The sequence below is a fragment of the Rathayibacter sp. VKM Ac-2879 genome, assembly GCF_015351245.1.
In the GTDB taxonomy this organism is placed as follows: domain Bacteria; phylum Actinomycetota; class Actinomycetes; order Actinomycetales; family Microbacteriaceae; genus Rathayibacter.
Genome location: NZ_JADKSO010000002.1, coordinates 264,362 through 289,165 on the forward strand (window position 1 = coordinate 264,362; position 24,804 = coordinate 289,165).

Below are 24,804 nucleotides of genomic sequence, written 5' to 3' on the forward strand. Positions count from 1 at the left end.
AAACACCGTGCTGCCATGCTCGAGCGATGCAGCGCCACGTCATCACCGGAGCCCACGTCGCGACGGTCGACGGGGCAGGCGCCGAGTACCCTGGCGGACACGTCGTCGTCGACGACAGCCGGATCGTCGCGGTCGGCGCCGGCGTGCCTCCGGCCTGGGCGCTCGACGGGCGTGCCCCCACCGGCCTGCCCGCTCAGGAGCCGGTCGTCACCACGCGCTTCGACGGCCGTGGCCATCTGCTCACCCCCGGGCTCGTCAACACGCACCACCACCTCTACCAGTGGCTCACCCGCGGCTGGGCGCAGGACTCGATCCTCTTCGACTGGCTCGTCGCCCTCTATCCGGCCTGGTCGCGGATCGACGCCGAGCTGACCCGCACCGCCTCCCTCGGCGCGATGGGGGTGCTCGCCCGCTCCGGCTGCACGACCGTCGCCGACCACCACTATGTGTTCCCTCGCGGCTCCGGCGACATCGTCGGCGGGATCGTCGACGCCGCCGGCATCCTCGGCCTCCGCCTGCATGCGACACGCGGCTCGATGGACCTCGGGGCCTCGCAGGGCGGCCTCCCGCCCGACTTCGCCGTCGAGACCACCGCCGCGGCGATGGAGGCGAGCGCCACGGCGGTCTCGCGCTACCACGACGCCTCCGCCGGCTCGATGGTGCAGATCGCCCTCGCGCCGTGCTCGCCGTTCTCGGTGACCCCCGATCTGCTGCGGGAGTCGGCCGTGCTCGCCCGCCAGCTCGGCGTGCGCCTGCACACCCACGGTTCCGAGACCCTCGAGGAGGACGCCTACACGCGCGAGGTGTTCGGCATGACTCCCACCGACTACCTGGAGTCGCTGGGCTGGCTCGGCGACGACGTCTGGATGGCGCACGGCGTGCACCTCGACGACGCGGCGATCGCGAAGTTCGCGGCTACGGGCACGGGAGTCGCGCACTGCCCCTCCTCGAACGGTCGGCTCGCGGCGGGGATCGCGCCGATCCCGCAGCTGCTCGCGGCCGGGGCGCCCGTGGGGCTCGGCGTCGACGGCGCGGCCTCGAACGAGTCCGGCCAGCTCGGCTCCGAGATCCGCGCGGCGGTGCTGATGAACCGGCTCCGCGCGGGGGCGGACCGGATGAGCGTCCGCCAGGCGCTCTCGGTCGCCACGATCGGAGGCGCGCGCGTCCTCGGTCGGCAGGACGAGATCGGCTCGATCGAGGTGGGCAAGCTGGCCGACCTCGCCCTCTGGCGCATCGACGGCATCGAGCACGCGGGAATCGCGGACCCGGTTGCCGCGCTGGCGCTGGGGGCACAGCCTCCGCTCACGCTGCTGCTGGTGCACGGGAGGCCGGTGGTGTCGGAGGGGCGCCTCGTGACCGCCGACGAGCACGCGATCGCGGGCGAGGTTGCCCAGGCGAGCGCCGATCTCGCGTCGCGGATCTGACCGCCCGCGACACAACGTCAGCTCAGGCGCCTCGTCGTGCGTGATCGTGCGCGAGAGCCCGTCTCAGCTGACGTTGTGCACGTCATCCGGGAGGAGCGTCCACCGCGACCGTCGCGACGGGCACCGCGGAGGGGTGCAGCATCCGCCACACGCGGTCGCGCGACAGCGGCAGTTCGCGCGGCCTGACGCCGATCGCGTCACGCACCGCGTTGGCGAGGGCTGGGGCGACGGGGTTGTACGGCGCCTCGCTCATCGACTTCGCACCGAACGGCCCGAGCGCATCGGCGGTGTCGGCGAAGTACACCTCGGTCTCGGGCAGATCAGCCAGCTGCGGGATGTGGTAATTGCGGAGGATCGCCGTGGTGACCGTCCCCTCGCCGTCGAGGATCACCTCCTCGTAGAGCGCGGAGCCGATCGCCTGTGCCACGCCTCCCTCGATCTGCCCCCGGCACTGCGCCGGGTTCAGGACGAAGCCCGCGTCGGCCGACTGCACCGACTGCAGGATGCGCACCTCGCCCGTCGGCTCGTGCACCGCGACGCGGAAGCCCTGCACGTTGAACGCGAGCGAGCGCTGCGCGCCGTCCTCACTCGCCGTCGCCGTCAGAGGGCCGCCTGCAGCGCGCGTCAGTTCGTCGAAGCCCACGCGGGTGCCGTCGGCCGAGAGCAGGCCGGAGTCGTCCGGCTCGAACTCGCTGCCGTCGTGCCCGGTCAGCCGCTTCGCGATGGAGCGCGCCTCGGCCAGCAGTCGCGTCGCCGCCGCGTACACCGCCTTGCCGGCCACGACCGTTCCGGCGCTGCCGAAGGCGCCGGTGTCGTACCGCGCGGCGGCCGTGTCGGAGTGGCGCAGGCGCACCCGGTCGGCGGAGGCGCCGAATGCGCTCGCGACGAGTTGCGTGTGCACCGTGGTGGTCCCGTTGCCGAACTCGGTGGTGCCGACCCCGACGGTGAGCAGGCCCTCGGCGTCGAGGGTGACGGTCGCCTCCGAGAAGTGCCCGCGCGGGGGGATCGTGGCGATCATGGCGACCGCCATGCCCTGCCCGGTGCGCCAGCCCGGTCCCGCGGGAGGCTCGGAGCCGGCTCCGCGGGCGAGCGCCGTCTGGGTGAGGTCGAGGCACTGGTCGAGCCCGTACGAGGCGAAGCCGATGTCGTCGCCCTCGACGTGCGTGACGACGAGAGGTTCGCCGGGGCGGACGGCGTTGATCCGTCGCAGCTCGAAGGGGTCGATGTCGAGCGTGCGGGCCAGGTCGTCCATCGCCGACTCGATCCCGAAGATCACCTGCCCGAGCCCGTAGCCGCGGAACGCCCCCGAGGGCAGGTTGTTCGTGTAGACGGCCTGGGCGTCGACCCGCTTGTTGGGGGCCGAGTAGACGGCCACCGACTCCGAGGTGCCGTGGAACAGGACGCCCGGGCCGTGGTTGCCGTAGGCGCCCGTGTCCGAGAGTACGTCGACCGCGAGCGCGGTGAGGCGTCCGTCGTGGCGGGCTCCGAGGGTGACGTCGACGCGCATCGGGTGACGGCACGGCGCCATCGTGAACTCGTCGCTGCGGGTGAACTCGAACTGCACCGGCCTCCCCGTGGCGAGCACCGCGAGGGCGACCACGTCCTCCGTGAGGATCTCCTGCTTGCCGCCGAAGCCTCCGCCCACGCGTGCCGTGAACACGCGCACGCTCGCGGGATCGCGCGAGAAGAGCCGGGCGATCTCGTCGCGCACGAGGAACGGCACCTGCGTCGAGGTCCGCAGCACGAGGGCGTCGCCCTCGAGCCAGCCGATCGTGCCGTGCGTCTCGAGCGAGACGTGGGCGACACGGGAGGTCCGGTAGCGTCCCTCGACGACCACATCGGCCTCGGCGAGGCCCGCGGCGACGTCGCCGTGCTCGCCGTGCAGCTCGGCGACGACGTTCCCCTCGGGCCGTGCGATCCGGGACGCGATCGGGTCCTTCTCGCCGTGAAGGAGGGGCGCGCCCGGCGTGCGCGCCTCCTCCGGGTCGAACACGGCCGGCAGCACCTCGTACTCGACGTCGAGTGCGCGACAGCCCGCCTCGGCTTGCGCGACCGATTCGGCGACCACCACGGCGACGCGCTGCCCGCGGAACCGCACGACCGTGTCGAGCATCCGCGTGTCGTCCGGGTCGTCGAGCCGCGACTCGTGCCGGGCCGTCGAGTACAGCACGTCGGGCACGTCGGCCGCGGTGAGCACCGCCACCACTCCGGGGAGCGCTCGCGCCGCCGCGGTGTCGATCGAGTGCACGCGGGCGTGCGCGTGCGGGCTTTGTAGGACCTTCACGTGCAGGAGCCCCGGCACGGCGACGTCGAGGGTGAAGGGCTCGCGGCCCTGCACGATCCTCCGGCCGGCCGGCGCGCCGAGGGATCGGCCGACGTGCGAGTCGGCGGCGGAGGTGCCGGTGCGCCGGACGGGAGTGAGCCCCGCGGGAGGCGCCGTCTCTCCCGAGCGACCGCACGCGATCGCCTCACGGATCGCCCGGTATCCCGTGCATCGGCAGAGGTTGCCCTTGAGCAGCCGCGGCACATCCTCGGCACGAGCGCCCTCGAGGGCGGTGGCCGTGACGACCATGCCGGCCGTGCAGAACCCGCACTGGAAGGCGCCGGCCTCGACGAAGGCCTCCTGCATCGCGCTCGGCTCCTCGGGAGTGCCGAGGCCCGAGACCGTCGTGACCTCGCGGCCTTCGACGCGGTGGGCGGGGTAGAGGCAAGAGTGGAGGGGCGTTCCGTCGACCAGGACCGAGCAGGCGCCGCAGTCGCCCGCGTCGCAGCCCTTCTTGACCTCGAAGTGCTCGTGCTCGCGCAGCAGGGTGCGCAGCACTTGGCCGGGCCGGGGGGAGGCGTCGATCGCCTCGCCGTTGACGGTGAACCTCACGAGGCGCCTCCGGAGAGCTCGGTGCGGATCTCTTCGGCGAGCACACGGACGACGGCGTGCCGCCAGTCGGCGGCGCCGTGCGGGTCGGTGAACCAGCTCGCGATGCCGTCGACGGCGTCAGCGAGTTCGTCGGCGGAGGGCACGGCGGCGAAGCGGAGCAGCTCGGGCCGGACCGTGGCCGCCGTCACCGTGACGGTGAGCGAGCCGTCGCTGTCGAGCCGTCCGATGACCACGGCGCCGGAGCGGCCGAGCGGCGAGAGGGCCGTCTTGCGGAACGCGGTGCGCGCCTCCAGGGCGTGCCGAGGCAGCTCGATCGAGCGGAGCACGTCGCCGTGCTCGAGCGTCGTCGTCATGTTTCCTGTGACGAGCTCGGCCACCGGCACGAGGGCGTCGCTGCCGTCGGGCCGCCAGATGAGCGCGGAGGCGTCGAGCGCCGCGGCGAGGCTGATCATCGGCCCGGCGGGCAGCGCGTTGGCGATGTTGCCGCCCACGGTCGCGACATTCCAGATCTTGAACGAGCCGAGCAGGGCCGTGCAGCACTGGAAGAAGAGGGGGTGCGCGGCGTACCCGGTGTCGGGGAGGGCGGCGAGCTCGGCCAGCGTGCACGTCGCGGCGAGGGAGAGGCCCGCCTCGCTCACCCGGACGGGCTCCCACGCGAAACCCTGCAGGTCGAGGAGCTCGTCGAGGTGGTCGTGGGGGAGCGAGAACACCCAGGAGCCGCCTCCGATGACTGCCGTGCGCGGGCCCATGTCCGCGAGCTCGGCACGTTCGTGGACGACTCGCACCCGCTGAATCGTGTTCAGGTCCATGCTGTGCCTCTCGCCGATGTCCGCGGGGTGCGGGCTCCTCCAGTGAACCTCAGACATGTGACGCGCGTGTTTCCCAGGCGCGGGGCACGGCGTGACGGGGCCGTCGGCTCAGCCGAGCGACGCGACCCACTCCGAGCTGCCGTCGACGAAGGACTGCTCCTTCCAGATCGGCACCGACGCCTTGATGTCGTCGACGAGGCGACCGCACGCCTCGAAAGCCGCGGCGCGATGGGGGGAGGCGACCGCGCACGCGAGCGCCAGGTCACCCACCACGAGCTCGCCCACACGGTGCACCGCGGCGATGCGCACCTCGGGGTAGCTCTCGGCGATGCGCGCCGCGGAGGCGAGGAGCGCGGCCTCGGCGTCGGGGTGCGCCTCGTACGAGAGCCGCAGCACTCCGCGGCCCTCGTCGTGGTCGCGGACGACTCCGGCGAACGTGACGACCGCGCCGTGTCGCGAGGACTCCACCGCCTGTTCGCACTCGTCGACGGTGATCGGCTCGGAGGCGAGGCGCGCGAGCGCGACGCGGTCAGCGGACATGGTCGCCGCCTCCCAGCTGGTCGAGCAGGTGGCCGATCACCGGATCGAGGACCTCGATGCCGTCGCGGACTCCGCCGGGGGAGCCGGGCAGGTTGACCACGACGCTGCGCCCGCTGACTCCCGCCAGTCCTCGGCTGAGCACCGCGGTCGGCACGTGGGAGGCGCCGCGCGCGCGTACGGCCTCCGCCAGGCCCGGCAGGGCCCGCTCGAGCAGGGGCAGGGTCTGCTCGGGCGTGACGTCGTTCGGTGCGACTCCGGTGCCGCCGGTGGTGATGACGATGTCGATCCCGATGCCGATCGCGTCGGAGATCGCCTCGCCCACCGCGTCGCCGTCGGCCACGACCACGGCCTGACCCCTCCAGCCCCGGCTCTCGAACCAGGCGAGCAGCGCCGGTCCGGTGCGGTCCTCGTACACGCCCGACGCCGCGCGGGTGGAGGCGACCACGGCGACCGCGCGGCGCTGCGGCGCCCTCGTGTCCGCGTCCTCGGCGCCCTCGTGCCCGGTCACTGGGCGCTCCAGGAGCCGCTGCGCCCGCCCGCCTTGGCGAGCACGCGGATACCCGTGACGACCGCCGAGCGGTCGACGGCCTTGATCATGTCGTACACGGTGAGTGCCGCGACGCTCACGGCGGTGAGCGCCTCCATCTCGACGCCCGTCCGCCCGCTTGTGCGCACGCGGGCTTCGATGCGCACGCGGCCGTCCTGCGGCTCGAGGTCGATGTCGACACCGTCGAGCGCGAGCGGGTGGCACAACGGGATGAGCGTCGAGGTGGCCTTCGCGCCGAGGATGCCGGCGACGCGCGCGACGCCGAGCGCCTCGCCCTTGGGCAGCTCGCCCTGCGCGAGCAGGCGCACCACCTCGGGCGTCGTCTCGACGTACCCCTCCGCGACCGCGGTACGTGCGGTCGCCTCCTTCGCGCTCACATCGACCATGTGCACGGCGCCGTCGCCGCGCACATGGGTGAGCTCGTGCCCCTCAGTCATCGATCCTCCAGATCTCGACCGTGTCGCCGGCCGCTGCGTGGTCCGTCCCGACGGGGACGTGGATGAGCACCGTCGATCGCGCGTAGGACGCGAGCAGGTGCGAGCTCGGGCCGCCGACGGGGTGCACGAGGCCCTCGTCGTCGAGCGCACCGCGGCGGATCTGATGCAGGTGCGCAGGGGAGTCGAGGGCCGTGCCGAGCCGGGCGCGCACGCGCGGTCGTTCGGCCGGTACTCGCCCGGCGAACGACCGCAGCAGGGGGCGGAGGAACACCTCGAACGAGATCAGCGCACTGACCGGGTTGCCTGGCAGCGACACGATCGGAAGGTGTGCGCCGTCGCCGATGCGCACCAGGCCGAGTCCCTGCGGTCCGCCCGGCTGCATCTCGACGTGCCCGAACTCGGAGCCGGCGGGCCCGAGCGCGTCGCGCACGACCTCGAAGGCGCCGGCGCTGACTCCGCCGACCGTGATGGCCAGATCGGCGGCGTCCGTGTGCTCGGCCAGCACCGCGAGCAGATCGTCGGCGCGGTCGCTCGTGCACGGGGCGACGAGGGGCAGCGCGCCGGCCTCGCGCACCGCCTCGGCCAGCAGAGCGCCGTTCGCGTCGTAGACCTGCGCGTCCTCGAGCGGCGTTCCCGCCGGGCGGATCTCGTGCCCCGTCGGCACGACGAGCACACGCAGCCGCGGCAGCACCTCGACCTCGGTCAGCCCGAGCGAGGCGAGCAGCCCGTAGTGCGCCGCACGGAGGGTCGTCCCGGCCGGCAGCGCGAGCTCGCCGGCGCGGGCGTCGCTGGCCCGCGCCCGCACGAAGCTCGACGGCACGACGGGGTGGGCGAAGGAGACCGTCCCTCCGCTCGTGAACCGTGGCGGCTCGACCCGTTCGACGGGGACGACCGCGTCCGCGCCGGCGGGCAGCGCCGAGCCGGTCATGATCGGAGTCGCGGTCCCCGCCTCGTGCCGCGGCGCCCGCTCCCCGGCAGGGATCGCCGCCGATACCGGCAGAGTCACGGGATGCTCGGGTGTGGCCGAGCCGAGGTCGGCGGCCCGCACCGCGAAGCCGTCCATCTGCGAGTTGTCGAAGCGCGGCAGATCGAGGGGGGAGTGGACCGACCGGGCGAGAACGCGTCGGTCGTAGGAGCCCGGGTCGGCGGCGACCGCGGAGGGATCGAGCACCAGCGTCTCGTGCCCCGCGCGGGTGGCGAGAGGCGCGAGCAGCGCCCGCACGCGGGCGGCGTGGATGTCGATCGAGGTCATCGGGTCCTCTCCGGCGAGCGGTCGGTCCCGCGGGAGGCGGAACCGATGTCCATCTTGCCGGGTCGCGCCCCTCCCGCGGGGGAACCGAGCATCAGCCGGTCCCGGGCCACGCCGCCTCCGTGCCGCGTAGTGTGAGTGGATGACCACTGCACTGGGGATCCCCGGCCTCCGGGCCCGCGAGCGCGGCGCCGTCCTGCCGGCCGACCGCCCCGACACTCCGCTGCTCGTGGACACCTACGGCCGGGTCGCCGACGACCTGCGGATCTCGTTGACCGACAAGTGCAACCTGCGCTGCACCTATTGCATGCCGGCCGAGGGGCTGCCGTTCCTTCCTCCGGCCTCGCTGCTCACCCGCGACGAGATCGTGCGCCTCGCGCGGATCGCCGTCGAACGGTTCGGAGTCCGTCAGATCCGGTTCACGGGCGGCGAGCCGCTGCTGCGCAAAGACCTGGTCGAGATCATCCGCGACGTCGCCGCGCTCGAGCCGCGCCCCGAGATCTCGCTGACCACCAACGCCATCGGCCTCGCGGGTCGGGCGGAGGCGCTCGCCGCAGCCGGCCTCGACCGCGTCAACGTCTCCCTCGACTCCATCTGCCCGGAGACGTTCGCCACGGTGACCCGGCGCCCGTTCCTTGATCGGGTCCTCGCCGGCATCGATGCCCTCGGCCCGGCCGGGCTGGCGCAGACCAAGATCAACGCCGTGCTCCTGCCCGGCATCAACGATCGGGAGGCGCCCGAGCTGCTCGCGTGGGCGCTCGCCGGCGGACACCAATTGCGCTTCATCGAGCAGATGGCCCTCGACGCCGACCACGGGTGGGATCGTTCGACCATGATCACGGCGGCCGACATCCGCGCTCTGCTGTCGGAGCGCTTCACGCTGAGTCCGCATGCCGCGCCGCGCGACGGCGCGCCGGCCGAGCTCTTCGATGTGCGCCTGATCGGCGGCGACGAGGTGCTCGGCCAGGTCGGCGTCATCGCCTCCGTCACCGAGAACTTCTGCGGCGACTGCCGCCGCACGCGCCTCACCGCCGAGGGAGGCGTGCGCAGCTGCCTGTTCTCGAACGACGAGACCGACCTGCTCGGCCCGATGCGCTCCGGCGCCTCCGACCTCGAGGTCGCGCAGCTGTGGCGCGGTGCGATGTGGGAGAAGCCCGCGGGACACGAGATGAACCGGCCCGGCTTCGTGCAGCCCGAGCGCACGATGAGCGCGATCGGCGGATGAGCGTGCGGCTGCGCTATTTCGCTGCGGCGAAGGCCGCCCTCGGTCGAGGCGCCGACACGGTCGAGGGGGTGACCGACCTCGGGGGGCTGGAGGCGTGGCTGGTTGCCTCCGCTCCCGAGGCCGCCGGCGTGCTGGCGCGCTGCACCTACCTGATCGGCGGCGTCTCGACGACGGACCGCGCGACGCCGCTGACGCCGGACGCCTCCGTCGACGTGCTCCCGCCCTTCGCCGGCGGCTGACGGACGCGGAGGCCCGCGCTCAGCGCCCCCACGCCGCCGCGCCTCCCTCGAGCGACGCACACCGCACGCCGAGCCGAGCCGCCTGCGCCGCCGCCGCCCGCGAGCGCACGCCCGCCGCGCAGTACAGCACCACCGGCCCCTCCGGCAGCGCCCCGGGATCGAACCGCGACATCGGCATCCGCATCGTCCCCGGCACGGCCACGGAGCGGTCCTCGTCGTCCTCCCGCAGATCCACCACGGTCGGCGGAGTCGGCCCCGACAGCCGCTCTCGCAGCTCGCCCGCGCTCAGCGACTCCGCGGCGACGGCCGCCGGCCCGCGCTCCGCGACCGCCGGGACCCCGCGCGCCAGCGGCACGTCGGCCCACGAGCCGTCGAGCGCGTCGTGTACCAGCACGCGTCCGAACAGCGGGGTCCCCGCTCCCGTCACGAGCTTCACGACCTCGGCCGCCATCGCCGAGCCGATCACCGCGCACAGGGCGCCGAGCACGCCCACGGTCGCGCAGCTGTCTGCCGCATCGTGGGCCTCCGCATGCAGTGCGCGCAGCGTGACGCCTCCGCCTGGCGCGTGCGCCCAGAACGTCGACAGCTGCCCGTCGAAGCCGAGCGCCGAGCCCCACACGTGCGGCACGCCCGCCCGGGTCGTGGCGTCGGAGGCGAGGTAGCGCGCGCCGAAGGTGTCGAAGCCGTCGACGACCACGTCCCAGTCCTCCACGAGCGCGTCGGCGTTCTCTTCGGTCATCGCGACCGGGTAGGCCCTCGCGTCGATGCCCGGCGAGATCCGCCGCGCGGTCGCGACTGCCGACTCCGCCTTCGACCGGCCGAGGGAGCCGTCGTCGTGCGCGGTCTGCCGCGCCAGGTTCGAGAGCTCGACGACGTCTGCGTCCACGATGCCCAGGCGGCCGACGCCCGCGGCGGCGAGCGCCGTGATGACCGGCGAGCCGATGCCTCCCGCCCCGAGCACGAGCACGCGCGCGTTCGCGAGCCGGCGCTGACCCTGCTCCCCGATCGGCGAGAGCCGGATCTGCCGCGCATACCGCTCGGGATCGGCCAGTGGGGGGCCCGGTTCGACCAGGGGGATCACTCGCGCACCGTCGCCCATGTCGCTGCCGTCCGCATCACCCCAGTGTGCACCCGAGCGGGCGCCTCCGCCCCGCCTCCCTGGCCGGGCGGGAGCCATCGGCTACCGTATGAGCGTCGGAGACGGGAGCGAGGGTGTACCTGAAGAGCCTGACCCTCAAGGGGTTCAAGTCCTTCGCTCAGCCGACCACCTTCGCGTTCGAGCCGGGCGTCACCTGCGTCGTCGGCCCCAACGGCTCGGGCAAGAGCAACGTCGTCGACGCGCTCGCCTGGGTGATGGGCGAGCAGGGTGCGAAGACCCTCCGCGGCGGCAAGATGGAGGACGTCATCTTCGCCGGCACGTCCACCCGCGGTCCTCTCGGTCGCGCGGAGGTCGCGCTCACGATCGACAACTCCGACGGTGCGCTGCCGATCGAGTACACCGAGGTGACGATCACGCGCACTCTGTTCCGCAACGGCGGCAGCGAGTACGCGATCAACGGGAGCGCCTGTCGCCTGCTCGATGTGCAGGAGCTGTTGAGCGACTCCGGCCTGGGCCGCGAGATGCACGTGATCGTCGGCCAAGGGCAGCTCGACGCCGTGTTGCACGCGACGCCGGAGGAGCGTCGCGGCTTCATCGAGGAGGCCGCGGGCATCCTCAAGCATCGCCGTCGCAAAGAGAAGACCCTCCGCAAGCTGGAGGCGATGCAGGCCAACCTCACTCGCCTCTCGGATCTCGCGGGAGAGATCCGCCGTCAGCTCAAGCCGCTGGGGCGTCAGGCAGAGGTCGCCCGGCAGGCGCAGACCATCGCCGCCGTGGTCCGCGATGCCCGGGCGCGTCTGCTCGCCGACGAGGTCGTCGGCCTCCGCGCCGCTCTGGAGGGGTTCGCGCGGTCCGAGAGCGAGCGGCACGGCGAGCGCGTGGTGGCGCAGGAGTCGCTGGAGCAGGCCACGCAGCGGATCGCGCGCCTCGAGGCCGCGATGGTCGGCGACGCCGTCGACGAGGCCCGTCGCACGACCTTCGAGCTCGAATCGGTCCAGGAACGTCTGCGCAACCTCTCGGCGCTCGCCGGGCAACGTCTCGCGCTGCTCCGTCAGGAGTCCGAGCAGGTCTCGATCCAGCCTCGCGTCTCCCCGCGTGACGTCGAGGAGGCGGGCGAGGAGGTGCTCCGGCTGCGTCAGGCCGTCCTCGATGCCGAGGCCGGCTGGGCGGCTGCGCAGAAGGCGACCGCCGTGTCTCGCGCGGCCCTGGACGCCCTCGACGACGAGATCGCCGCTCAGGCCGCCCTCGTCTCGCGCCATGACCTCGAGCTGTCCCAGCTCAGCGGACAGGCCGACACGGCGGCGTCCCGCCTGGCCGCGGTCCGCGGGGAGGTGCTCCGGGCGCAGAACGCGCTCGACGCCGCCGTGCAGCGTCGGGAGGCGGCCCAGCACGGCCTCGACGCGCTCGAGACGGAGATCGGCGATCTCCGAGGAGGCAGCGACGGCACTCTCGACGAGGGCTACGACATCGCGCAGACGTCGGTTGTCGAGGCGGAGTCCGAGATCGAACGACGGCGCGAGGAGCTGCACGCCCTCGAACGGGAGCGCGAGGCGCTCGCCGCGCGCACGAGCGCCCTCTCGCTCGCCCTCGACGCCTCCGACGGCTCGGCCGAGCTGATCGCGGCGCGCCCCGACGGCGTCCTGGGCCGGGTCGCCGAGCGCATCCAGGTGCGCGGCGGCTACGAGGCGGCCGTCGCCGCGGCGCTCGGAACGCTCGCCGACGCTGTCCTGGCCGAGACCCGGCGCCAGGCGGAGGCGGCGCTCGACGAGGCGCTCCGCCGCGATCTCGGCCGGGTCGAGCTGGTCATCGCCGAGGCCAGTCAGGCTCCGCTCCCGATGTCTCTGCCGGAGGGGGCGGTCGCCGCGTGCGAGCTCGTCACCGCCCCGGGCGGCATCCTCGCCCTGCTCGAGCACGTCGTGGTCGTCGACGACCTCGCCACCGCGCGTCGCGTCCGCTCGCAGCTCGCGATGTCCGCCCTCACCGTCGTCACGCGCGAGGGCGCCGTGGTGTCGGAGGTCGTCATGAGCGCGGGCAGCGGCGGGGAGCGCAGCCGCATCGAGCTCGTCTCCGAGCGCGACGCCGCCTCGCGCCGTCTGGACGACGTCGTGGCGGGCATCGACAACCTCCGCGTCGAGCTCGCCGAGCACACCGGGGTGCTGCGCGCCGCGAAGGAGCAGTCGCGTCTCGCCCTCGCCGCGCTCCGCGAGCACGATGCTGCCCGCGCGACGCACACCGAGCGGCTCGGTCGGGTCCGCGCGCAACTGGAGGCGGCCACCGCCGAGCACGGTCGCGCCGAGAGGGCGCTTGCCGTCGCGTCCGAACGGGTCGGCGAGGCGGAGCGCGCGGCCCAGGAGGCGAGGAGCGCCCTCGACGCGGCCCGCTCGCGGCCCCGTCCCCTTCTCGACGCGAGCGGCCGCGACGCGCTGCACCAGGAGGTGGAGGCGGCGCGCGAGCGGGAGATCGAGGCGCGACTCGGGGTCGAGACGGCCAAGGAGCGTGTACGCGCCGAGCAATCGCGCGGCGAGGCTCTCGTACGGCAGCTGGCCGCCGATCGCGCCGCCGCCGAGGAGGCCGCGCGGCGGGCCGTGATCCGCCGTCGACAGCTCGACGCGACCGCCGAGGTGGCCGCTGCCCTGCCGGCCGTGCTCTCCTCCGTCGACCGCTCGGTGCAGGAGGCGCGCGCTGCGCTCGTGCGGGCGGAGGCGGCTCGGGCGCAGCAGAACGACGAGCTCCAGCGGGTGCGTCGCGAGGAGGCGGTCCTGCGCGACCGCCTCCGATCGGTCACCGAGAGCGTGCACGGTCTGGAGCTGCAGAGTTACGAGAAGCGCGTCCAGCTGACCGCGTTGCTCGAGCGCGCCGGCTCCGAGCTCGGTCTGGACGAGGAGGTGCTCGTCGCCGAGTACGGTCCGCTCGTCGAGGTCCCCGACGAGACGGGCGAAGGGGAGCCGCGCCCCTACGTCCGCGAGGAGCAGCGACGCCGATTCGAGAAGGCCGAGAGGCAGCTCGGGCAGCTCGGCCGCGTGAACCCGCTCGCCCTCGAGGAGTTCGCCGCGCTCGAGCAGCGGCACGCGTTCCTCACCGAGCAGCTCGCCGACCTCACCGGTACCCGCCGCGATCTGCTGACGATCATCGAGGAGCTCGACGAGACCATGCAGACGGTCTTCGCGGCCGCGTTCGCCGACACCCAGGCGGCGTTTGCGGAGGTGTTCCCCGTGCTCTTCCCGGGCGGCACGGGCAGCATCCGTCTGACCGACCCCGATGATCTGCTCGCCACGGGCATCGAGGTCGCGGTGCGGCCGGCGGGCAAGAAGATCGAACGGCTCTCGCTGCTCTCGGGAGGCGAGCGCTCGCTGGCCGCCATCGCCTTCATGGTGGCGATCTTCATGTCGCGGCCGAGCCCGTTCTACATCATGGACGAGGTCGAGGCCGCGCTCGACGACGCGAACCTCGGTCGCCTCCTGAGCATCTTCCAGCAGCTTCGCACCTCCAGTCAGCTGATCGTCATCACGCACCAGAAGCGCACGATGGAGATCGCCGACGCCCTCTACGGCGTCTCGATGCGCCAGGACGGCGTCTCGGCGGTCGTCGGCCAGCGGGTGGAGGCGCCGCCCGCCTGAGCGGCCCGCTCGGTCTGCGCCGGTAGCCTGGGCCTATGGCAGAACGCACCTCCTGGTCGCTCGGTCGCGCTCTGCGCGGCCTCTTCGAGAAGCGCACGATCGACGATCAGACCTGGGACGATCTCGAGACTGCTCTCCTCACGGCCGACTTCGGCCCCGACATCACCGAGGAGATCGTCGCCGACCTCCGTGCCAAGGTCGCCCGCTATGCGACGACCGACCCGCGCGACCTCCAGCGGATGCTCCGCGAGTCGCTCGAGGAACGCCTCTCGAGGTACGACACGACTCTCACGCTCAGCGAGCGACCCTCCGTGATCCTCGTGGTCGGCGTGAACGGAGTCGGCAAGACGACCACGATCGGCAAGTTCGCCAAGTTCCTCCGCAACTACGGCCGGAGCGTCGTGGTCGGTGCTGCCGACACGTTCCGCGCCGCGGCGGTCGACCAGCTCGCTACGTGGGCCCAGCGCGCCGACGCGCAGATCGTGCGTCCGCAGCAGGAGCGCCAGGATCCCGCGTCGGTCGCCTTCCAGACCGTGCAGTTCGCCCAGGAGAACGGCATCGAGATGGTCATCATCGACACGGCCGGGCGCCTGCATACCAAGGGCGGCCTGATGGACGAGCTCACCAAGATCAAGCGCGTCGTCGAGAAGCTGGCGCCGATTTCCGAGATCCTGCTGGTCCTCGACGCCACGACCGGTCAGAACGGCGTCAACCAGGTGGAGGCCTTCATCGAGCACGCGGGCGTCACCGGCCTGGTCATCACCAAGCTGGACGGCTCCGCGAAGGGCGGTTTCGTCCTCGCCGTGCAGGAGCGCACCGGCATCCCGATCAAGCTCGTCGGCCAGGGCGAGGGCATCGGCGACCTCACCGGCTTCACCCCCCACGTCTTCGCGCAACAGCTCGTCGCCTGACCCGCCCCCCTTTCTTCTCGCGAGATGCCACTTATGAGGGCGACACGCCGACGCGAGCGCTCATAAGTGGCATCTCGCGCGAAGGCGGGGCGGGGCGGGGCGGGGCGTCAGACGGCCTGCGAGAAGCCGAGCGCGGCGTCGGCCAGGTGGCGCAGGTGCTCCGGCACCGGCCGGCCCTTCGACTCCATCGAGCGCGCCCACAGGCGGCCCGCACGGTAAGAGGAGCGCACCAGCGGCCCGGCGAGCACGCCGAGGAACCCGATGTCCTCCGCCTCCTCCTTGATCGCCACGAACTCCTCCGGGTGCACCCAGCGGTCGACCGGGAGGTGGCGCGGAGTCGGCCGGAGGTATTGCGTGATCGTCACGATGTCGGTGCCCGCGTCGTACAGGTCTTGCAGCGCCTGCGAGATCTCCTCGCGCTCCTCGCCCATCCCGAGGATGAGGTTCGACTTGGTGATCAGGCCCGCCTCGCGCCCCTGGGTGAGCACGTCGAGCGAGCGCTCGTAGCGGAAGGCCGGACGGATCCGTTTGAAGATGCGCGGCACCGTCTCCACGTTATGCGCGAATACCTCGGGCTGCGCCTCGAAGACCCGCCGGAGGTGCTCGGTGCGCCCGGTGAAGTCGGGCACCAGGATCTCGACTCCCGTACCGGGAGCCTGGGCGTGGATCTGCCGGATCGTCTCGGCGTAGAGCCATGAGCCTTCGTCGGGCAGGTCGTCGCGCGCGACTCCGGTCACGGTCGCGTAGCGGAGGTTCATCCGCGCGACCGACTCGCCCACGCGGCGCGGCTCGTCGATGTCGTAGTCCGCGGGCTTGCCCGTGTCGATCTGGCAGAAGTCGCAGCGTCGCGTGCACTGCGCGCCGCCGATGAGGAAGGTCGCCTCGCGGTCCTCCCAGCACTCGAAGATGTTGGGACAGCCCGCCTCCTGGCAGACCGTGTGCAGCTCCTCGCTCTTCACGAGCGACTGCAGCTGGCGGTACTCGGGGCCCATCGTGGCCTTCGTGCGGATCCACTCGGGCTTGCGCTCGATGGGCGTCTCGGCGTTGCGGATCTCGAGGCGCAGGAGCTTGCGACCGCCGACCTCGGCGCTCACGCGGCCACCTCCGCCGAGACCGCCGCCGAGAAGGCGGGCGCCGCCTCTGCGAACCTCGCCACCACTCGGTCTCGCACGACCTCCATCGCCGGCGCCTCGCCGCGCTCGCGCTCGATGGTCGTCATTCCGGCGTCCGAGATGCCGCAGGCGACGATGCGGGAGTAGGGCTCGAGGCTGTTCGAGACGTTGAGGGCGAAGCCGTGCATGGTGACGCCCGAGGCCACGCGGATGCCGATGGCCGCGATCTTGTCGGTCCCGCTCGCCCGGCGCAGCCACACGCCCGAGCGGCCTTCGACGCGCTCGCCGCGCACGCCCAGGTCGTCGAGGACGTCGATCAGCGCACCCTCGAGCGAGCGGACGTACGCCACCACGTCGACGGGCTCGCTCAGTCGCACGATCGGATAGCCGACCAGCTGGCCTGGCCCATGCCAGGTGAGGCGCCCGCCGCGGTCGACCTCGACCACGGGCGTGCCGTCGACCGGCCGCTCGTGCGCCTCCGTGCGCTTGCCTGCGGTGTAGACGGAGGCGTGCTCGCAGAGCACGAGCGTGTTCGGCCGTTCTCCGCTCGCTACCTCGGCGTGGAGGCGGCGTTGCAGCTCCCAGCCGTCGCGGTAGTCCAGGGGATGCGCGGAGTCGCCCGCGACGAGTGTCTCGATCACCCGCACCACCTTAGCCGCGTTGTTGGACCGCGACCACTAAAGGCGCGAACGCTGTGCGACGTGGCCCCACGCGCGATCGCGCGCGACCCGTGGGAGCCCTTCCGCGCCTCCGGTAGAATTCCCCGCATCATGGCTACTTTCGGCACGCTCTCCGATCGACTCGTCGAGACCTTCAAGAACCTCCGCACGAAGGGCAAGCTCTCGGCCTCGGACGTCGACGGCACCGTCCGCGAGATCCGACGCGCGCTCCTCGACGCCGACGTCGCGCTCGAGGTCGTGAAGGAGTTCACCGGCAAGGTGCGCGACCGTGCCCTCGGCGATGAGGTCAACAAGGCCCTCAACCCGGCGCAGCAGGTCGTCCAGATCGTCAACGAGGAGCTGGTCGGTATCCTCGGCGGGCAGACGCGCCGCCTCGAGTTCGCCAAGCGCCCGCCGACGGTCATCATGCTCGCCGGCCTCCAGGGCGCCGGAAAGACGACCCTCGCCGGCAAGCTCGGCAAGTACCTGGGCAAGGACGGCCACACGCCGCTCCTGGTCGCGGCCGACCTCCAGCGCCCCAACGCGGTGCAGCAGCTCCAGGTCGTCGGCGAGCAGGCTGGAGTCGCGGTGTACGCGCCCGAGCCCGGCAATGGAGTCGGCGACCCGGTCGCGGTCGCGCGGGACGCGATCCGCTTCGCCACCGACAAGCAGTACGACACCGTCATCATCGACACGGCTGGACGCTTGGGCGTCGATGCCGACATGATGAAGCAGGCCGCCGACATCCGCCGCGTCACGGACCCCGACGAGGTGCTCTTCGTCATCGACGCGATGATCGGCCAGGACGCGGTCGCGACGGCGAAGGCGTTCCAGGAGGGCGTCGACTTCACGGGCGTCGTGCTCTCGAAGCTCGACGGCGACGCCCGCGGAGGCGCTGCGCTCTCGGTCGCGTCGCTCACCGGCCGCCCGATCCTCTTCGCCTCCACCGGCGAGTCGCTCGACGACTTCGAGCAGTTCCACCCCGACCGCATGGCGAGTCGGATCCTCGACCTCGGCGATGTGCTGACCCTCATCGAGCAGGCGCAGGCCGCGTTCGACGAGGACGAGGCGCGCAAGGTCGCCGAGAAGATCATGAGCGACTCGTTCACGCTCGACGACTTCCTCGGGCAGATGCAGCAGCTGCGCAACATGGGCTCTCTCAAGAAGATGATCGGCATGCTGCCCGGCGCGAAGGGCATGCGCGAGCAGCTCGACCAGTTCGACGAGCGCGAGATCGTCCGCACCGAGGCGATCATCCAGTCGATGACGAAGGCCGAGCGGCAGAACCCCAAGCTGCTCAACGGCTCGCGTCGACTGCGCATCGCCCGCGGCTCGGGCATGACGGTCACCGACGTCAATCAGCTGGTTCAGCGTTTCGAGCAGGCCGCCAAGATGATGAAGACCGTGGCCAAGGGAGGCGTCCCGAACGTGCCCGGCATGGGCCCGGTGCCCGGCGCCGGCTACAACGGTCGGCCCAAGCCGCAGAAGAAGAAGAGCTCGAAGTCGGGCAACCCGGCCAAGCGCGCCGCCGAGAACGCGGCACTGACGTCACCCCGCGCCTCCGACGCGGGCGGTTCGGGCTTCGGTCTCGGAGGCGGCGCCGCCAAGGGCGCGCAGCCCACGCCCGAAGAGCTCGAGCAGCTGCAGAAGCTCCTCGGGCGATGAGGAGGCGGCGCGGCACCGTCGCGGCGGCCGTCGCGCTTCTCGTCGTCCTCGGCGTGAGCGGGTGCGCCGAAAGCTCCGGCATCGACGCCGCGTCGGCTCCCGCTCCCGAGGAGCTGGTCGGCCGCTGGGTGACCGGCCTCTCGTACTCCTCGCCCGGCGTCCCGTTCCTCCTCCTCGCGGCGGACGGCACGTGGACGGGCTCCGACGGCTGCAGCGGCGCTCAGGGCGAGTGGTCGATCGGCGTGGGCGGCGAGCTGTCGATCGAGTCGGGCCGGCACACGGAGATCGGGTGTTCGGGTGTCGATCTGCCGGCGTTCTTCGCGGAGGCGGCGCGGGCGTCGATCGACGGCGGACGCCTCCGCCTCTTCGATGAGGCCGGCGCGACCGTCGTGAAGCTCGCCCGTTCGACGAGCGACGAGCCTCCGGCGTCGCCCGAGGCGCCCGGCGGCGATCCCGTCGCCTGAGAGCTGCGGTCGCGAGGCTCCATCGCGGCTGGAGGATCCCCGCAGGCCGTCCCCACCGGCGACTCCGCTCGCTAGCGTGAGGGAATGACAACCGTTCTCTCTCGTCCCGTCCGCATCGGCGTTCAGATCGCTCCCCAGCACGTGCCCTACGAGGTCATCCGTGACACCCTGACCGAGCTCGAAGACCTCGGCGTCGATGTCGCCTTCAACTGGGACCACTTCTACCCGCTCTCGGGCGAGCCCGACGGTCTGCACTTCGAGGGCTGGAGCATGCTCGCCGCCTGGGCCGAGCAGACCAGTCGCATCGAGTTCGGCCCGCTCGTCACCTGCAACAGCTACCGCAACCCCGACCTGCTCGCCGACATGGCCCGCACTGTCGACCACATCAGCGCCAAGGGTGCGGAGGGCCGCCTGATCTTCGGCATCGGCTCCGGCTGGTTCGAGCGCGACTACCAGGAGTACGGCTACGAGTTCGGCACGGCCGGCTCGCGCCTCGACGAGCTCTCGGAGGCGATGCCGCGCATCCGGAGCCGCTGGACCAGGCTCAACCCGGCTCCCACCCGCGACATCCCCGTGATGATCGGCGGCGGAGGCGAGAAGAAGACCCTGCGTATCGTGGCGCAGCACGCCGACATCTGGCACAGCTTCTCGGACGTCCCCACGCTCGAGCGCAAGCTCGGCGTGCTGAACGACTGGTGCGCGCGTGTCGAACGCGATCCGGCGGCGATCGAGATCTCGACCGGAGCGAGCGTGCGCGGGGGAGTGGGGGACGCCTCCTTCGAGGTGCTCGACCAGCAGCACGACCTCGGTGCGCGCCTGTTCACACTCGGGATCACGGGGCCGGACATCGATCTCGCGCCGGTGCGCGAACTGCTCTCGTGGCGTGACGGGAAGAACGTCTCCCCGCGCTGACCGCGCCTCCGCCGGCCGAGATCGCCTCGGTCGGTCGGGGCAGCTCTCAGTTCGGGGCGTCCGCTCCGTCTACCGCGTCGGTCCCGTCCGAGTTCTCGGTCCCGTCGGTTCCGTCCGTCCCGTCTGAGTTCTCGGTCCCGTCGGTTCCGTCCGTCCCGTCTGGGGCGTGTGTCGCGCGTTGGTCGGTCTGCACCGGCGCGGCGAGTCCGACCTTCTCGGCGGCGAGCTCGAAGGCGGCGGCCAGCGCCTCCTGTCCCTCGACTGTCGGATGCACGCCGTCGTCGCCGAGCAGGTCACCGGCCTCCAAGGGGTCGGGGTACTGCAGCGCGACGCCTCCGGCGTCAGTGACGGCGGTTGCGAGGGCCGCATCGTAGTCGTTGAGGTCTGTCGGCCGCGGGTCGGGACCCCACACGGAGTCGATCGAGAGGAGGCGGGCCGAGGGAGAGGCGGCGGCGATGGCGTCGACCGCCGGGGCGATCGCCTCGTCGACGGTGTCCGACGGCCAGCCGAGATCGTTGCTGCTGGCGATCAGCACGATGGCGTCGGGATGCGTGTCGGCGATCTCTGCGGCACGGTCGCCGATCGCCGCGTCGCAGTCGCCCGGCTCGACGAACCCGCCGCCGTCGCAACCGAGGTTGGTGACGTCCCAGCCGAAGTCGTTGCCGACGAGAGCGGGCCAGGCTTGCTCCGGCTCGACGTTCAGGCCTCGCACGATGCTGTCGCCGACGACGGCGACGCGTGAGCCGGCGGGAAGCGCAGCCACGTTGATCCAAGTGTCTGGGGGAGTCGCGGTCGCGGAGTCCGTGGCCGGCTCGCCCGCGGGCCCCGGCACCTGCTGCGTGACCGAGAGCGAGGCGCACCCCGCGAGCGCGAGCGCGCCCACCGCGAGCGCTGCCGGCGCGGTGTAAAGTCTGCGCGCCCTCATCGTGGGTCCCTCAGCCCGTCGCGCAGCTCTCCCGCGAGCGCCCGGACGACGGCCGTGAGGTCGCCGTCGTGTGCCGCAGCGGTGCGCAGCTGGCGCTGGTAGCTGGCCCCGCCCACGAGGATCAGCTCGACGTCGGCCAGCTGGGCGCTGCAGCCGAGACGCTCGGCGACCGGCGCGAGCGTCACCATCAGGTCGCGGAGGTCGTCGGTGACGAGGCGTTCGTTGCCGGCGGCGTCGAGGATGATCTCGGCGTCCAGTCCGTAGCGTGCCGCACGCCACTTGTTCTCGCGCACGTACCAGGGCTGCATGGTCGGGAGGTCCTCGCCGGCGTCGAGCCGCGAGGAGAGGTACTCGACGAGGCACTGGATGAGCGCCGCCACCGCTCCGATCTCCTCGGCCGAAGAGAGGCCGTCGCATGCGCGCATCTCGAGCGTCCCCCACTGCGGGGAGGGGCGGATGTCCCAGCGCACTTCCGTGTGGTCGTCGATGACTCCCGTGCGCATCATGTCGTCGACGTACTCCTCGTAGTTCGCCCACGCGCCGAACTGCGGCGGCAGCCCCGCGGTCGGAAGCTGCTGGAACATCAGCGCGCGGTTGGAGGCGTAACCCGTGTCGACTCCGCCCCAGAACGGACTCGAGGCCGAGAGCGCCTGGAGGTGCGGGTAGTAGTCGAGCAGGGAGTTGAGGATCGGCAGCACCTTCTCGCGGTCCTCGATTCCGACGTGCACGTGGATGCCCCAGATCATCATGTTGCGTCCCCACCATTGGGTGCGGTCGATGAGGCGGTGGTAACGCTCCTTGTCGGTGATGGTCTGGTCGTACCACTGAGCGAACGGATGCGTGCCCGCGCACACGAGGTCCAGGCCCATCGGATCGGTGATCTCGCGCACCTGGCGCAGCTGGTCTCGGAGGTCGATCACCGCGTCGCCGACGGTGTGGTGCACGCTCGAGACGAGTTCGACGGTGTTGCGCAGAAGCTCTCCGGTGATGTGCGGATGCGGGGTGCCGTCGTCGTTGCGCAGCGCGTCGAGGACGACATCGGCGACGTTGGCGAGGTCACCGGTCTGCCGATCGACGATGGCGACCTCCCACTCGATCCCGAGGGTCGACCGCTCGGAAGCGGCGAAGCTGATCTGCATGACATCGTCCCCGTCGGGTCCGGCGTCCCCCGAATCGGGACGCTCGATATCAAATCCTCCCACTCGCTGCCGGGGTGGTGGCCGAGGGGCACAGGAGTGGCGTTCAGGGAGTCGGCGGGCAGGCAGCGGCCGGGTGTGAGGTGTACGGCCGGGCTCGCGGGCGGAGGCGCGCACGACTCGCTGCGGAGTCGGCCCGCAGACCAGCCTTTTTTCTGGCAGAATGATCCGTCGGGTCCGAGGCGGTCGACCCTCTACTCACCGCCGACGAAACCCCCTCGAGCTTCCGCCGAGTGTGCCCCCACGCTCACGGCGATGTTCATCCATCCTCGACCGAACTCGGTCAACGACCACACAGGAGAATTGTGGCTGTCAAGATTCGTCTCAAGCGCCTCGGCAAGATCCGCGCGCCCTACTACCGCATCGTCGTCGCCGACTCGCGCACCAAGCGCGATGGTCGCGTGATCGAGGAGATCGGCAAGTACCACCCCACCGAGCAGCCCTCCTTCATCCAGGTCGACTCGGAGCGCGCGCAGTACTGGCTCGGAGTCGGCGCGCAGCCGACCGAGCAGGTTGCCGCGATCCTCAAGCTGACCGGTGACTGGGGCCGCTTCCAGGGCGATGCCGACGCCGTCAGCACCGTCCAGGTGAAGGAGCCCAAGGCTCCGTTCGTCATCGACGCCAAGAAGAAGCCCGTCCTCAAGCCGAAGACCGAGGCTCCGGCCAAGGCCGCCGAGCCCGAGGCCGCCGCCGACGAGACCTCCCCCGAGGCCTAGTCCATGCTCGCTCCCGCCGTCGAACACCTCGTCAAGGGGATCGTTGAGAACCCCGACGAGGTCCGTGTCGTGGCGACGAGCTCCCCGCGCGGCGAGGTCCTCGAGGTGCGTGTGCACCCCGAGGACCTCGGTCGCGTGATCGGACGCTCCGGTCGCACCGCCAAGGCCGTCCGCACCCTGGTCGCCGCCCTCGCCGACGGTCGCCGCGTCCGGGTCGACGTCGTCGACACCGACAAGTAGAGGTGTCGCTCTCCGACACGGGCACGACGCAACTCCGCGTCGCCCGGCTCACCAAGGCCCACGGGCTCAAGGGCGCGATCAAGCTCGAGCTCTACACCGACGAGCCCGACAGGCGCTTCACCCCCGGCTCCACGTTCACGTTGCAGGTGCCCCGCACCTCCGAGTGGCACGGGAAGACGCTCGAGCTCGTCGAGCTGCGCTGGTACAACAGCCATCCGGTCGCGTTCTTCAAGGGCGTCGCCGACCGTAGCGCGGCCGAGACCCTCCTCAAGGCGATCCTCTGGATCGACGAGGAGGTGCAGACCCAGCCCGGCGAGGACGACTCCTGGTACGACTACCAGCTGGTCGGCATGAAGGTCGTCCGCGACGGTATCGAGGTCGGCACCGTGCGCCGCGTCGACCACTTCCCCGCGCAAGACCTGCTCATCGTCGCCACGCCCGCGGGCGAGGTGATGGTGCCGTTCGTGAAGGCGATCGTCCCCTCCATCGACCCGGTCGCGGGAGTCGTCACGGTGACGCCTCCGATCGGCCTGTTCGAGGAGGCGCCCGAGGAGGAGCCTGCCGCCATCGACCTGTCGGGCATCGACCTCGCCGACCCGTCGCTCAGCACGCCCGCCGAGGCCGACGCGGCGCCCGGCCCCGCCGATGCGGATCCCGCTGCGACTCCCGCCTCCGAGGAGGAGCCGCGGTCGTGAAGATCGACATCGTCACGATCTTCCCCGAGTTCTTCGGAGTGCTCGACATCAGCCTGCTCGGGCGCGCGCGCCGGAGCGGAGTGATCGAGCTGGGCGTGCACGATCTGCGCGACTTCACCCACGACCGGCATCGCACTGTCGACGACACGCCCTACGGAGGCGGCGCCGGCATGGTCATGCGTCCCGAGCCGTGGGGCGAGGCGCTCGACGCGATCCTCGCGCGCGCCGAGGACCCGGTGGTGGTCTTCCCGTCGCCCGCGGGCGAGCTGTTCACCCAGGCGACCGCCCGCGAGCTCGCCGAGGAGTCGTCGCTCGTCTTCGGCTGCGGTCGTTACGAGGGCATCGACCAGCGCGTGATCGACCACGCCGCCCAACGTTCCCGGGTGCGGATGATCAGCCTCGGCGACTACGTGCTCAACGGGGGAGAGGTCGCGGCGATGGCGATGATCGAGGCCGTCGGCCGCCTCGTGCCCGGGGTGGTCGGCAACCCGGCGAGCCTCGTCGAGGAGAGCCATTCCGACGGGCTGCTCGAGTACCCGAGCTATACCAAGCCCGCGTCGTGGCGCGGCCTCGACGTGCCTCCCGTGCTGCTGAGCGGCAATCACGGAGCCATCGCCGCGTGGCGCCACGAGCAGAGCGTCGAGCGCACCCGCCGCGTCCGTCCCGAGTTGCTGCCTGAGCGGTGACGTCCGCGGAGGGCGTGGCGTGACCCGTGGGGTGAGGGCCTGACTCCGGTCCGCGTTCCTGGAACGACCTTGTCATCGACGAGGCGCTGTGTCGGTTTCTGACCCCGGCCCGCCGAGCGCCCTGAAGGCGTCCCGCAGCGCCCGTGAAGAGGGAAAGCCGGCTCGTCGGGCGACGTCATCGATGGCGAGAGGTCGATGGGTCTCGACGAGCTGGAGGGCGATGCGGGTCCGCTCCAGGCGGATCGCCTGACGGGGAGTGAGTCCCCGTTCGGCGAATGCCGCCTGCAGCCATCGCGTCGTCATCCGCTGGCTGGCGGCGAGGGCGGCGACGTCGAACGACGGATCCCGGCACGAGAGGCGGATCTCGGCGAGCGCGCGGTCCGCGATCGAGTCGGCCGTCGGCTCGTTCGTCTCGATCAGGACCGGCGCGACCAGGTTCTCGAGGGAGGCACGGGTGAAAGCCCAGGTCACGGTGCGCCCCCCCCCGCGAGGCAAGCGTCGCATTCGCGAGGGTGAGGAGCTTGGGCAGCGAGTCGAGGTCCGGCCCCAGCCACTGCACTCC

The 24,804-nt window shown here is 72.0% G+C and carries 24 protein-coding genes; 12 read left to right on the top strand and 12 right to left on the bottom strand.

The annotated features are described in order from the left end of the window. Positions 1 to 26: 26 nt before the first annotated feature. On the top strand, positions 27 to 1,424 hold the full coding sequence (locus ITJ45_RS06245; protein ID WP_194608535.1) for an 8-oxoguanine deaminase: 1,398 nt from the start codon (positions 27 to 29) through the stop codon (positions 1,422 to 1,424). Between the two features lie 82 nt (positions 1,425 to 1,506). Here the strand turns inward: ITJ45_RS06245 and ITJ45_RS06250 are convergent, their stop codons facing one another. The 6 genes from ITJ45_RS06250 to glp all read right to left on the bottom strand — a co-directional run bounded on the left by ITJ45_RS06250 (position 1,507) and on the right by glp (position 7,884). Beyond that, positions 1,507 to 4,299 (bottom strand): molybdopterin-dependent oxidoreductase, encoded by a 2,793-nt coding sequence (locus ITJ45_RS06250; protein ID WP_194608533.1) that lies wholly within the window; start codon positions 4,297 to 4,299, stop codon positions 1,507 to 1,509. Then, positions 4,296 to 5,108, bottom strand: coding sequence for an FAD binding domain-containing protein (locus ITJ45_RS06255; RefSeq protein WP_194608531.1), 813 nt, complete (start codon positions 5,106 to 5,108; stop codon positions 4,296 to 4,298). The genes ITJ45_RS06250 and ITJ45_RS06255 overlap by 4 nt, the downstream gene beginning before the upstream one ends. Positions 5,109 to 5,216: 108 nt before the next feature. Continuing rightward, positions 5,217 to 5,648, bottom strand: a complete 432-nt coding sequence (locus ITJ45_RS06260) for a molybdenum cofactor biosynthesis protein MoaE (RefSeq protein ID WP_194608529.1) — start codon at positions 5,646 to 5,648, stop codon at positions 5,217 to 5,219. Next, the gene (locus tag ITJ45_RS06265; protein ID WP_194608527.1) at positions 5,638 to 6,156 is read right to left on the bottom strand and encodes a MogA/MoaB family molybdenum cofactor biosynthesis protein; all 519 of its coding nucleotides are present in this window, start codon (positions 6,154 to 6,156) and stop codon (positions 5,638 to 5,640) included. Before ITJ45_RS06265 ends, ITJ45_RS06260 begins: the two co-directional genes overlap by 11 nt. Then, positions 6,153 to 6,632, bottom strand: coding sequence for a cyclic pyranopterin monophosphate synthase MoaC (gene moaC / locus ITJ45_RS06270; RefSeq protein WP_194608525.1), 480 nt, complete (start codon positions 6,630 to 6,632; stop codon positions 6,153 to 6,155). Before moaC ends, ITJ45_RS06265 begins: the two co-directional genes overlap by 4 nt. After that, positions 6,625 to 7,884 (bottom strand): gephyrin-like molybdotransferase Glp, encoded by a 1,260-nt coding sequence (gene glp / locus ITJ45_RS06275; protein WP_194608523.1) that lies wholly within the window; start codon positions 7,882 to 7,884, stop codon positions 6,625 to 6,627. Before glp ends, moaC begins: the two co-directional genes overlap by 8 nt. Positions 7,885 to 8,023: 139 nt before the next feature. Between glp and moaA the strand changes: the two genes are divergently transcribed. Further along, entirely contained in the window at positions 8,024 to 9,106 is a 1,083-nt protein-coding gene (gene moaA, locus ITJ45_RS06280; protein ID WP_194608521.1) for a GTP 3',8-cyclase MoaA, read from the top strand. Then, positions 9,103 to 9,345: a MoaD/ThiS family protein gene (locus ITJ45_RS06285; RefSeq protein WP_194608519.1), complete on the top strand. Its 243-nt coding sequence runs from the start codon at positions 9,103 to 9,105 to the stop codon at positions 9,343 to 9,345. Before moaA ends, ITJ45_RS06285 begins: the two co-directional genes overlap by 4 nt. Before the next feature lie 19 nt (positions 9,346 to 9,364). On the opposite strand, the gene ITJ45_RS06290 is transcribed toward ITJ45_RS06285, so the two are convergent. Further along, a complete protein-coding gene (locus ITJ45_RS06290) occupies positions 9,365 to 10,522 on the bottom strand; it encodes a ThiF family adenylyltransferase (protein ID WP_194608517.1) in 1,158 nt (385 codons plus the stop codon). Between the two features lie 35 nt (positions 10,523 to 10,557). On the opposite strand from ITJ45_RS06290, the gene smc reads away from it, so the two are divergent. Together smc and ftsY are read left to right on the top strand one after the other, a co-directional pair. Further along, positions 10,558 to 14,061: a chromosome segregation protein SMC gene (gene smc, locus ITJ45_RS06295; RefSeq protein WP_194608515.1), complete on the top strand. Its 3,504-nt coding sequence runs from the start codon at positions 10,558 to 10,560 to the stop codon at positions 14,059 to 14,061. Between the two features lie 35 nt (positions 14,062 to 14,096). Continuing rightward, the gene (gene ftsY / locus ITJ45_RS06300) at positions 14,097 to 14,972 is read left to right on the top strand and encodes a signal recognition particle-docking protein FtsY (protein ID WP_194608513.1); all 876 of its coding nucleotides are present in this window, start codon (positions 14,097 to 14,099) and stop codon (positions 14,970 to 14,972) included. 107 nt (positions 14,973 to 15,079) lie between these two features. Here the strand turns inward: ftsY and lipA are convergent, their stop codons facing one another. Next, a complete protein-coding gene (gene lipA / locus ITJ45_RS06305) occupies positions 15,080 to 16,066 on the bottom strand; it encodes a lipoyl synthase (RefSeq protein ID WP_194608511.1) in 987 nt (328 codons plus the stop codon). Further along, a complete protein-coding gene (gene lipB / locus ITJ45_RS06310) occupies positions 16,063 to 16,725 on the bottom strand; it encodes a lipoyl(octanoyl) transferase LipB (protein WP_194608509.1) in 663 nt (220 codons plus the stop codon). Before lipB ends, lipA begins: the two co-directional genes overlap by 4 nt. A gap of 129 nt (positions 16,726 to 16,854) precedes the next feature. On the opposite strand from lipB, the gene ffh reads away from it, so the two are divergent. The 3 genes from ffh to ITJ45_RS06325 all read left to right on the top strand — a co-directional run bounded on the left by ffh (position 16,855) and on the right by ITJ45_RS06325 (position 19,784). After that, positions 16,855 to 18,408 carry a signal recognition particle protein gene (gene ffh, locus ITJ45_RS06315; protein WP_194608507.1) on the top strand — a complete coding sequence of 518 codons (1,554 nt, stop codon included), beginning with the start codon at positions 16,855 to 16,857 and terminating at the stop codon, positions 18,406 to 18,408. Further along, the gene (locus ITJ45_RS06320; RefSeq protein ID WP_194608505.1) at positions 18,405 to 18,872 is read left to right on the top strand and encodes an META domain-containing protein; all 468 of its coding nucleotides are present in this window, start codon (positions 18,405 to 18,407) and stop codon (positions 18,870 to 18,872) included. The genes ffh and ITJ45_RS06320 overlap by 4 nt, the downstream gene beginning before the upstream one ends. Before the next feature lie 84 nt (positions 18,873 to 18,956). Continuing rightward, positions 18,957 to 19,784 carry an LLM class F420-dependent oxidoreductase gene (locus ITJ45_RS06325; protein WP_194608503.1) on the top strand — a complete coding sequence of 276 codons (828 nt, stop codon included), beginning with the start codon at positions 18,957 to 18,959 and terminating at the stop codon, positions 19,782 to 19,784. A 46-nt stretch (positions 19,785 to 19,830) separates the two neighbouring features. On the opposite strand, the gene ITJ45_RS06330 is transcribed toward ITJ45_RS06325, so the two are convergent. Together ITJ45_RS06330 and ITJ45_RS06335 are read right to left on the bottom strand one after the other, a co-directional pair. After that, entirely contained in the window at positions 19,831 to 20,709 is an 879-nt protein-coding gene (locus ITJ45_RS06330) for an SGNH/GDSL hydrolase family protein (protein ID WP_194608500.1), read from the bottom strand. Continuing rightward, positions 20,706 to 21,848 (bottom strand): glutamate--cysteine ligase, encoded by a 1,143-nt coding sequence (locus ITJ45_RS06335; RefSeq protein ID WP_194608497.1) that lies wholly within the window; start codon positions 21,846 to 21,848, stop codon positions 20,706 to 20,708. The genes ITJ45_RS06330 and ITJ45_RS06335 overlap by 4 nt, the downstream gene beginning before the upstream one ends. Before the next feature lie 362 nt (positions 21,849 to 22,210). On the opposite strand from ITJ45_RS06335, the gene rpsP reads away from it, so the two are divergent. Genes rpsP through trmD form a run of 4 tightly spaced genes read left to right on the top strand, consistent with a single transcriptional unit; the run spans position 22,211 to position 24,242 of the window. After that, the gene (gene rpsP, locus ITJ45_RS06340; RefSeq protein WP_194608495.1) at positions 22,211 to 22,621 is read left to right on the top strand and encodes a 30S ribosomal protein S16; all 411 of its coding nucleotides are present in this window, start codon (positions 22,211 to 22,213) and stop codon (positions 22,619 to 22,621) included. A gap of 3 nt (positions 22,622 to 22,624) precedes the next feature. Next, positions 22,625 to 22,861 (top strand): RNA-binding protein, encoded by a 237-nt coding sequence (locus tag ITJ45_RS06345; RefSeq protein ID WP_055792605.1) that lies wholly within the window; start codon positions 22,625 to 22,627, stop codon positions 22,859 to 22,861. A gap of 2 nt (positions 22,862 to 22,863) precedes the next feature. Next, positions 22,864 to 23,556: a ribosome maturation factor RimM gene (rimM, locus tag ITJ45_RS06350; RefSeq protein WP_194608493.1), complete on the top strand. Its 693-nt coding sequence runs from the start codon at positions 22,864 to 22,866 to the stop codon at positions 23,554 to 23,556. After that, positions 23,553 to 24,242, top strand: a complete 690-nt coding sequence (gene trmD / locus ITJ45_RS06355) for a tRNA (guanosine(37)-N1)-methyltransferase TrmD (RefSeq protein WP_194608491.1) — start codon at positions 23,553 to 23,555, stop codon at positions 24,240 to 24,242. The genes rimM and trmD overlap by 4 nt, the downstream gene beginning before the upstream one ends. A 72-nt stretch (positions 24,243 to 24,314) precedes the next feature. Here the strand turns inward: trmD and ITJ45_RS06360 are convergent, their stop codons facing one another. Then, entirely contained in the window at positions 24,315 to 24,713 is a 399-nt protein-coding gene (locus tag ITJ45_RS06360; protein WP_194608489.1) for a helix-turn-helix domain-containing protein, read from the bottom strand. Positions 24,714 to 24,804: the final 91 nt, after the last annotated feature.